Raw genomic sequence first — 8,008 nt, forward strand, 5'->3', positions numbered from 1 at the left:
GAGCGGAACCGACGGGATTCGAACCCGCGATCTCCTGCGTGACAGGCAGGCGTGTTAGGCCACTACACTACGGCTCCTCAACCATCGAGCTGAGTCTTGTCAGCCTCGCTCGTGGCAATGGCTATCATACCAGAAGAGAGTGCACTCTGTCAAGCATTTCTTTTGCTCTTCCTGGCCTGCTGGTCTCACAAAGCACCACTCCAGCCAGCATGGCAAGAACCAATAGCCAGCAGCGCCCAACAACGCGACGCAGAGAGGGATTTCACCACTCTAGTCAGTCGATGGCTGCTACATCAGTCAGGCAAGCGCTGGCATCCCGCTCAAAGAGTACTTATATATTAGACATCGTAAATATTGATAATAACAGCAGAGCGAAAGAACAGATGCCGAATCTTGCTTATCTCACCTCGTCTCGGGGTGTCACGCACCCGTCTGTGAAGCAAGGTGGTGAGAGAGGAACCGACGGGCGTCGGTCTCTCTCTTGACAACTGAGCGTGACGGCACAGAAGAGCTACCGACAGGCCTCGCCATTCCCCGCAAGGACTAAGAGCACGCACGCTCATTCATGCCTTCCACGACCAGTCAGGGCCAGCCTCGGCCTCGGGGAGGCTCAATGCGGCTAGCAGGCAGGGCCTGTATTGCTCTCTCTCCCTCCTCCCACGCTCAACCGCCTTCCAGCTCATTGAGCAGAGCCTCGAAGGCCCGTTCCTCCTCTTCTTCCATACGATAGCTTTCGCTCTCGCTCGGGAAGGCACCAGAGCGCACGTCGGCAAAGAAAGACTGGAGTGCGCTCACCGCTACCTCGCCAAGCTGGGCATACTGCCGCACGAATTTGGCCTTGCGTCTATCGAGATGCCACCCGAGAAGATCGTGAAAAACCAGAACTTGCCCATCACAATGCGGTCCCGCCCCAATGCCAATAGTAGGCACAGGCACCAGCCTGGTGATGGCTCTGGCCACAATGGTTGGCACCCCCTCCAGCACGATGGCAAAGACACCCGCCGCTGCCAGGGCGCGCGCATCCTCGACAAGCGTACGCGCTGCCTCCAGGCGCCGACCCTGCACACGGTACCCTCCCATGACGCGCACTGATTGGGGGGTGAGACCCAAATGCCCCATCACCGGAATCTCAGCCGCCAGCAGAGCCTCGATCACCGGCAAACGCTTGCGCCCCCCCTCTAGCTTGACCGCCTCGGCCTGCCCCTCACGTATGAGCCGGCCCGCATTGCGCACGCTCTCTTCGAGCGAAATATGATAGCTCAACCAGGGCATGTCACCAATGATCATAGCTCGTGGCCGGGCCCGCGCCACAGCAGCAGTGTGATGGATCATGATCTCAACCGTAGCGGAGAGGGTATCGGAAAAGCCAAGAACATTGTCCGCCACCGAGTCACCGACGAGGATCAGGTCCGCACCGGCCCGGTCGGCTATGGTGGCCATAACAGCATCGTAAGCGGTGACCATCGTCAGGGGCGGCCCGCCTTTGCGAGCCTGCACGGTGGCAACGGTAATTTTCTCTCCCATATTCCTCGCTCGCTGCTCATTCGCGTTCGACCTACTTGCCCGCGATCGATCAGGAGGACGAGACGATGAGGCCAGTCTCCCAGCTGCCGTCAGGACGCAAAAGCACGTTGTCAATGAGCCGCGCCGCCTCGACAAAGGCCGCAATCACTAAGAGCGCAGGCGCTCGCAACGTCTCTAACGGCTGGAAGGTCTCAGGGTCTCGCACGTCAGCATACACCAGACGCGCTAAAGGCTCGCTGGCAACAATCTCCCGCATGACCCGTACCACACCGGCAGGGCCATCGCTTACCCCTTGCTCATAGGCGGCCTTGCCCGCCAGTAAGGCCCGGTAAAGAACGGTCGCCGCCCGCCGCCCCTCCGGCGAGAGATAGCTGTTGCGGCTGCTCATGGCCAGCCCGTCAGGCTCGCGCACCGTCGGCATGATGACTAGCTCAACCGGCAGGTTCAGATCGGCCACCAGCGCCTTGATCACAGCAACCTGCTGGGCATCCTTCTGCCCGAAATAGGCCCGCTGCGGCTGCACAATATTGAAGAGCTTGAGCACAACGGTCGCCACACCGCGAAAGTGGCCCGGACGACTGGCCCCCTCGGCTTCGCTGGCCAACGGCCCACTCGGCTCGACATAGGTGATGAAGGTCGGCGGATACATCTCGCTCGCCGTCGGCACCAGGACCGCATCGACACCGCTCTCTTCGAGCAGATGGAGATCTCGGGGAAGATCACGAGGATAGCGCTCAAGATCCTCGTGCGCCCCAAACTGAATCGGATTAACAAAGATGCTGACGACCACTTTATCGTTTTCAGCACGCGCCCGACGCACCAGCGAAAGATGCCCCTCGTGCAGATAACCCATTGTCGGTACAAGCCCGACGCTACTCAGGGACAGCCAGCTGCTACGCAGGCGTTGCATCTCCCGCACCGTAGTGATGATGTCCATTGCCTCCCCCAGCAGTGGTTTCTTTTAGACTGCTGCGGCCTTCCGTAGCACAAAGGCGGTGGAAGACATTGATCGAGCCAGAAACTACCAGGCGGTTTTTCGGTAGTATATCAGAGACCGGCAGTCAGCATCAAGCACGACCTACCGCTCTGGCCCGGCATGCCGGGCCAGAGCAGCGAGCAGACAAGCGACCGTGACCAGGGCAGCCTGCAGGTCGGTCACCCGGCCAGTCTCCCTGGCGCAACAGCGTCCCTACCAGTCCTCTACCAGCGATCATGGACCAGTGGCTTGATACGCCGCTCGTACAGCTCACGCACACGTTGCATGGTCTCCTCACTGAGAGGCGGCAGCTCGGCAGTGCGGCTGTTCTCCTCGGCTTGCTGCGGATTCTTTGCTCCGGGGATCACTGTGGACACCTGGGAGAACATCAGTATCCAGCGCAAAGCAAACTGAGCCATCGTCATCCCAGCGGGAACCAGAGGACGCAGTTCTTCAACCGCTTGCAGGCCAATTTCGTAGTCGACTCCCGAGAAGGTTTCTCCCTGATCGAAGGCCTCGCCATGACGGTTGTAATTCCGATGATCATTGGGAGCAAACTGGCTATCGCGGCGCAATTTGCCAGTCAGCAGCCCGCTGGCCAGCGGCACGCGCACAATGATGCCCACCTGCCGCTCCTGGGCCGCCAAAAAAAATTGCTCCGCAGGCTTCTGACGGAAGATGTTGAAGATAATCTGAACGCTCTGCACGTTGGGATAGCGAATAGCTTTGAGAGCCTCCTCAACCTTTTCAACGCTGACGCCATAGTAGCGGATCTTGCCCTGCTGTACGAGATCATCCAGAATGCCAAAGACTTCAGGCCGGTCATAGACCTCAGTGGGGGGACAGTGGAGCTGCAGCAGATCGATGGTCTCAGTCTCCAGATTGCGCAGGCTGCGCTCGACGAAGGCTGTCAGATTCTGCCGATTGTAACCATCAGCAGTGTGCGGGTTGAGACGCCGCCCGGCCTTGGTTGCAATATAGAGCGGCTCACGCCTCTCTTTGCGTACACGAGCGATGAGCTGCTCGGAGTGCCCGTCGCCGTAGACGTCGGCAGTATCGATAAAGTTGACGCCCAGGTCGATGGCTCGATGCAGGGCCGCCAGCGCCTCACGATCGTCAGTCGGCCCCCAGGCGTCTCCTCCAATGGCCCAGGCCCCAAAGCCTATAGGCGATACCTGCCAGCCTGTTCGTCCCAGCGGTCGATACTCCATCTTTCTTGCCTTACTCTCCTTCCTGATGGGGTCTTCTACGCCAATGAGTTGTTGGATACTGGCCTTTTGATTGTATCGCATGCAGCGAGTCAGGCGCCATTGCTCAGGCGGGCTGCGGCAACCTGACCCAACAGGCTCCCCACGCTCCGCAGAGACCTCACACAGATCGAGACGTCGCCGGCGGAAGCGGGTGTGACTTTTTTGAACCCTTGCCGTCTAAAGGGGACGTGCACAGCGATAGCGATCGCCAGGCAGCCGCGCCGTTGCATCATGGTGGGAACGCACCTCGTCCGGCAGCCTGGTGTCTCAGGAGTCTCTACCAAGAGACCTTAGCCTCTGTGATCAACTGATCAACTCCTTGTGAGAAGGGGGAAAGGAAAGACATGCCGGTCGTCAACAACATTGGTCAGGCCTTCTTGACCTCACTAGCCAACGCTTTGAACCTGGTTCTGACCTTCATTCCGAAGTTCCTTGGCTTCCTGGTCATTCTGCTCATTGGCTGGATCGTCGCCAGCGTGCTGAGCCGTACGGTGACCTTCATTCTGCGCCGCATCGGTTTCGAGCGCCTGGGTGCTCGCATCGGTCTGACACGTCTGGAGCAGAATACTGGGATGCGCTTCGACGTGGTAGCCATCCTGGGCACCATCGTCTACTGGTTCATTTTCCTCATTTTCCTGGTCCCGGCTGTCGACGCGCTGGGACTGAGCACCGTGAGCAACATTCTTAATGAGCTGATCGCCTATATTCCTAATGTGTTCGTGGCTGTGCTGGTGCTCTTCCTGGGACTGCTGGCCGCGAGCGTGGTCAGCGATATTGTGCGCGGCGTGACAGCGACGACGCGTGTGGGGAATCCGGCGCTGTTCGCTGCTGTGGCCCGCTATGCGCTCATTGGCTTTGCCGGGCTGATCGCCCTGGAGCAGCTGCAGATCGCGCCTTCGCTGCTCAATATCCTCTTCACGGCAGTGGTCGGCGGCACGGCTCTGGCCTTCGGTTTGGCCTTCGGTCTCGGCGGCCAGGAGGCGGCGCGTCGCCTGTTGAACCGCGGCGCTCTCCTGGAGGCGCCGAGCACGGGCGGGCAGCCGCTTCCCAGTGCAGAGAGCACCCGCGCCACCGCGTCTGCTCAGACGCCTGCTCCAGCTTCCCAGCCGCAGCCGGAAGCTGGTAGCTAGTCCAGTTCAATGCCAGGCGGGAGGCGCGCCTGCCTGCCGCTGACCCGCCCTGGCTTGCTTACCTATGCCCCACCTGAGAGGCCTCCCTTGCTCCCTCCTCCTACCAGCCAGCAAAGGGAGGCCTCTTTCCGGCTGGGTAAGGCTTCCTCCCACTCACTACTGCTCGCGGCCTGAGTGACCCTCTTTGGCCATCGCCAGCAGCCTCTCCTGCCAGCCCTTGCTCCGTCAGGCCAATAGCTACCAATTTACAACCGCCGGATACACATAACTATCACGAAGCAGTGATATAGTTGCATTGATTGCTTCAAGAGAAAAACAGCTACTGGCTCTATCGTGGAAACACCGCAGAGAGGCAAGTGCATGACAAGGCACGCTGTCCCAGGTCCCAAGAACACAACTTCTCAAACTCAACCGGTCACGGGCCTCGCCCTTGTGTTTTTCTTGTTGCTGACTACGCTCGCTGCTTGCGCTCCTCCCTGGAGTACGGCCACGCCGTCCAATGCCGCCGTTCAAGCAACAGCTTCCCCTTCGTCAACACAATTGCCGGGTCAGCAGCGCTGGAAAGAGGGAGTCTCTTCGCTCCTCTTCGGTACGAACGATACGCAGGAGTGGAGCGAGAACAATATTGAGACGAATCCTGCTTTCCAGGCGAATCTGAAGGCAGCTCACTTTACGCTCATGCGCACATTCTTCTTTGACCACAGCCTGGCCGATAATCATCCGACCAGCGATGCAGAGCTTGAGCAGCGCCTGCGCACGGTCGAGCAGAGCGGGATGATCTGCCTGGGGGTGCTGTTCAACATTTTCGACGTGGCGTTTTTGAAACATGTGGTGAGCTACGCCGGCTCACGCTGCCTGCTCTACGAGTTCGGCAATGAGCCAGATTATAACGGGATCTCCAGCGCCAGCTATCTGAAACAGTGGAACAGTGTGATTCCTCAGCTGCGTCAGTTGAATCCACGGGCCCGCTTCATCGGGCCAGTGATCAGTCAGCCCAGCGCGACCGAGTTTCTGCGCGCCTTTCTGCAGGGCGTGCACTCCTCGGGGGTGCTTCCTGATGCCATCAGTTTCCACTGGTATCCGTGCTGGCAGGATAGTGAGAGCAACTGTCTGAAGCTGGCCGACAGCGCCGCCGAGGCAGTCCAGAGCGTGCGCTCTCTGACACACCAGATTTTGGGGCGTGATCTCCCTATCGGGATTACGGAGTGGAATTTCGATCCTGGCAATCCTCCCCCGGCCTACGGCGAGAAGAGTGACTTTATCTCGGCCTTTACCACTCGCGCCCTGCAGGCGATGATCCGCGCCGGCCTGACCTTCGCCTGCCAGTTCGATGCCGCGAGCTACGCGGGCTACGGCCATCTGGATCTCTTTGATGTGGATACCAACGCCCCGCGACCACAATACTACGCGATGAAGAATTTCATCGCGCAGTATTATCCCAGCACTACAGGAGGGTCACAACCGACGCCGACTCAAGCACGCGCCAGCCCACTGATCTCGGCTGGCAAGCCCGTCTTTTGCTCGGCTAATGACGATGGTCCAGGAGGGCCAGCAGCTCTTGTCGATGGCCACTATGGAAACTGGGCTTTCTGGCACGGGACTCAGCGTTCTCTCCCCGCCTGGTGCGCAATCCACGTGGGCAGCGGTCCCTCACGCCTGCTGCTCGTCTGGGCCAGCGACTACGTTTTCGATTATCTCAGCGATAATGGCTCCGCTCCCCGCTCCTATACCCTCGCCGTCTCCGCCAATAGTACTAATGGCTCCGACGGCTCCTGGAAAACCCTGGTGACGGTCAGTGCTAATCGGGCGCGCAACCGCGAGCATCTGCTCCCTTTCACAGGAATGTCCTGGGTCAAGATGACGGTAACCGGCGTTCAGCCGGGCAATAGCGAGCACGAGTTTCTGATCGATGAGATCGATCTCTTCGATGTCTCCAGCCAGGCCGCTCTCAACGATACCTTCTTCTGTATGGGAACCTCGATTACGGCCCTGGCCTTCAATCGCTTCGATGAGAATCGGCCTGCCCTGCCCGATCTGGTCCAGGCAGCCTACCCCGACGACTTCCCCGCGCTGGTCAACGGAGGCATCGGCGGCCAAACGAGCGATGGGATGCTCCAGCAGCTCGATACGTTCCTGGCGCTCAACCCCGACATGCACTATTGGCTGATCGAAGTCGGCACTAACGATGCTTTCGGCCAGGTTGATCCAGCAACCTACCGTTTGACATTGCAGCGCCTGGTGACACGCATTAAGCAGGCCGGCCATGTACCGATCCTGGCCCTGGCTCCGGCGAGCAACAGGTCGGGCGATGGCGACGCCTTGAACGCGGAGCTGGAGCGACTCAACAGCATTGTTTTGGAAATTACCCAGAGCGCAGCATTGATGAAAGGGCCAGACCTTTATACCCTTTTCCGCACGCATCCAGCCTACCTGAGCGAGGATGGCATTCATCCCGACTCCGCCGGCATCATTGCTATTAACCGCGCCTGGTTCGACGCCCTGCGCCCCTACGGCCTCTGGCAGTAGCCACAGCGTTGGCATGCTCGTTCCTGGCTTCACTTCACTGGCGAGCGTCCGGCTCTTTTTCTCTATGATGGCCTTCCAGGCGTCAGGCCGCCCTTTTCTTTGGCAAAGAGAGAAGAGAGCAGAGCAGGCCGGAACCCGTCGAGTCGGCCAGACAGGAGGGACCGCAGGGCCACCGGGCAAGGCAAGCACAGCACCACTCTCCCTCACCCCCTACTCGCGCGCCGCATCTTGTTCCGCCTGCCTCATTCCTTAGCGCGGGCTCTTCTCGCTCATGGTCAGCCAGGCCAGGCGAGGCCACCTTGCTCGCCCAGCAGCTTCAGCGAAGCCTGGCTGGTCTCCTGCCCCTTTGTCGCCAGGCGCCGGACCACTGGCAGCCGCTCAGTCTCTTCGTCATCCTCAGCCGGAACAAGAGCCTCACCGGCCCCTGCCTCATTCCTCTGTTCACTCTCTGCCTCTGCCACAGGCGTCAGCGAAGCCTGACTGGTCTCCTGTCCCTTTGCCGTCAGGCGCCGGACCACTGGCAGCCGCTCAGTCTCTTCGTCATCCTCAGCCGGAACAAGAGCCTCACCGGCCCCTGCCTCATTCCTCTGTTCACTCTCTGC

Annotated in this window: 7 protein-coding genes and 1 tRNA gene; 2 read left to right on the forward strand and 6 right to left on the reverse strand. The window is 59.8% G+C overall.

All coding sequences use genetic code 11. The features are described from left to right. Positions 1–3: 3 nt before the first annotated feature. The 5 genes from IRZ31_RS18475 to IRZ31_RS18495 all read right to left on the reverse strand — a co-directional run bounded on the left by IRZ31_RS18475 (position 4) and on the right by IRZ31_RS18495 (position 3,983). Positions 4–77 (reverse strand) — tRNA-Asp (locus IRZ31_RS18475). Between the two features lie 586 nt (positions 78–663). After that, complete coding sequence (gene panB, locus IRZ31_RS18480) at positions 664–1,524, reverse strand: 3-methyl-2-oxobutanoate hydroxymethyltransferase (RefSeq protein WP_297156364.1); 861 nt, start codon at positions 1,522–1,524, stop codon at positions 664–666. 49 nt (positions 1,525–1,573) lie between these two features. Further along, positions 1,574–2,461, reverse strand: a complete 888-nt coding sequence (panC, locus tag IRZ31_RS18485; protein ID WP_297156366.1) for a pantoate--beta-alanine ligase — start codon at positions 2,459–2,461, stop codon at positions 1,574–1,576. A gap of 263 nt (positions 2,462–2,724) precedes the next feature. Then, positions 2,725–3,711: an aldo/keto reductase gene (locus IRZ31_RS18490; RefSeq protein ID WP_297156368.1), complete on the reverse strand. Its 987-nt coding sequence runs from the start codon at positions 3,709–3,711 to the stop codon at positions 2,725–2,727. A gap of 89 nt (positions 3,712–3,800) precedes the next feature. Further along, positions 3,801–3,983 (reverse strand): hypothetical protein, encoded by a 183-nt coding sequence (locus IRZ31_RS18495; protein WP_297156370.1) that lies wholly within the window; start codon positions 3,981–3,983, stop codon positions 3,801–3,803. 111 nt (positions 3,984–4,094) lie between these two features. Here IRZ31_RS18495 and IRZ31_RS18500 point away from each other — a divergent pair, with 111 nt between their 5' ends. Further along, positions 4,095–4,880 (forward strand): hypothetical protein, encoded by a 786-nt coding sequence (locus IRZ31_RS18500; RefSeq protein WP_297156372.1) that lies wholly within the window; start codon positions 4,095–4,097, stop codon positions 4,878–4,880. A gap of 360 nt (positions 4,881–5,240) precedes the next feature. Then, the gene (locus IRZ31_RS18505) at positions 5,241–7,406 is read left to right on the forward strand and encodes a GDSL-type esterase/lipase family protein (RefSeq protein ID WP_297156374.1); all 2,166 of its coding nucleotides are present in this window, start codon (positions 5,241–5,243) and stop codon (positions 7,404–7,406) included. Between the two features lie 275 nt (positions 7,407–7,681). On the opposite strand, the gene IRZ31_RS18510 is transcribed toward IRZ31_RS18505, so the two are convergent. Next, positions 7,682–8,008 (reverse strand): hypothetical protein (locus IRZ31_RS18510; protein ID WP_297156376.1); only part of this gene is annotated, 327 nt, incomplete at its 5' end.

It is taken from the genome of Thermogemmatispora sp. (genome assembly GCF_019683635.1).
In the GTDB taxonomy this organism is placed as follows: domain Bacteria; phylum Chloroflexota; class Ktedonobacteria; order Ktedonobacterales; family Ktedonobacteraceae; genus Thermogemmatispora.

What these genes read in the sequence shown, in the direction of transcription:
- panB (WP_297156364.1), bottom strand. Translation starts at nt 1,524, where the DNA reads ATGGGAGAGAAAATTACCGTTGCCACCGTGCAGGCTCGCAAAGGCGGG.
- panC (WP_297156366.1), bottom strand. Translation starts at nt 2,461, where the DNA reads ATGGACATCATCACTACGGTGCGGGAGATGCAACGCCTGCGTAGCAGC.
- IRZ31_RS18490 (WP_297156368.1), bottom strand. Translation starts at nt 3,711, where the DNA reads ATGGAGTATCGACCGCTGGGACGAACAGGCTGGCAGGTATCGCCTATA.
- IRZ31_RS18495 (WP_297156370.1), bottom strand. Translation starts at nt 3,983, where the DNA reads ATGATGCAACGGCGCGGCTGCCTGGCGATCGCTATCGCTGTGCACGTC.
- IRZ31_RS18500 (WP_297156372.1), top strand. Translation starts at nt 4,095, where the DNA reads ATGCCGGTCGTCAACAACATTGGTCAGGCCTTCTTGACCTCACTAGCC.
- IRZ31_RS18505 (WP_297156374.1), top strand. Translation starts at nt 5,241, where the DNA reads ATGACAAGGCACGCTGTCCCAGGTCCCAAGAACACAACTTCTCAAACT.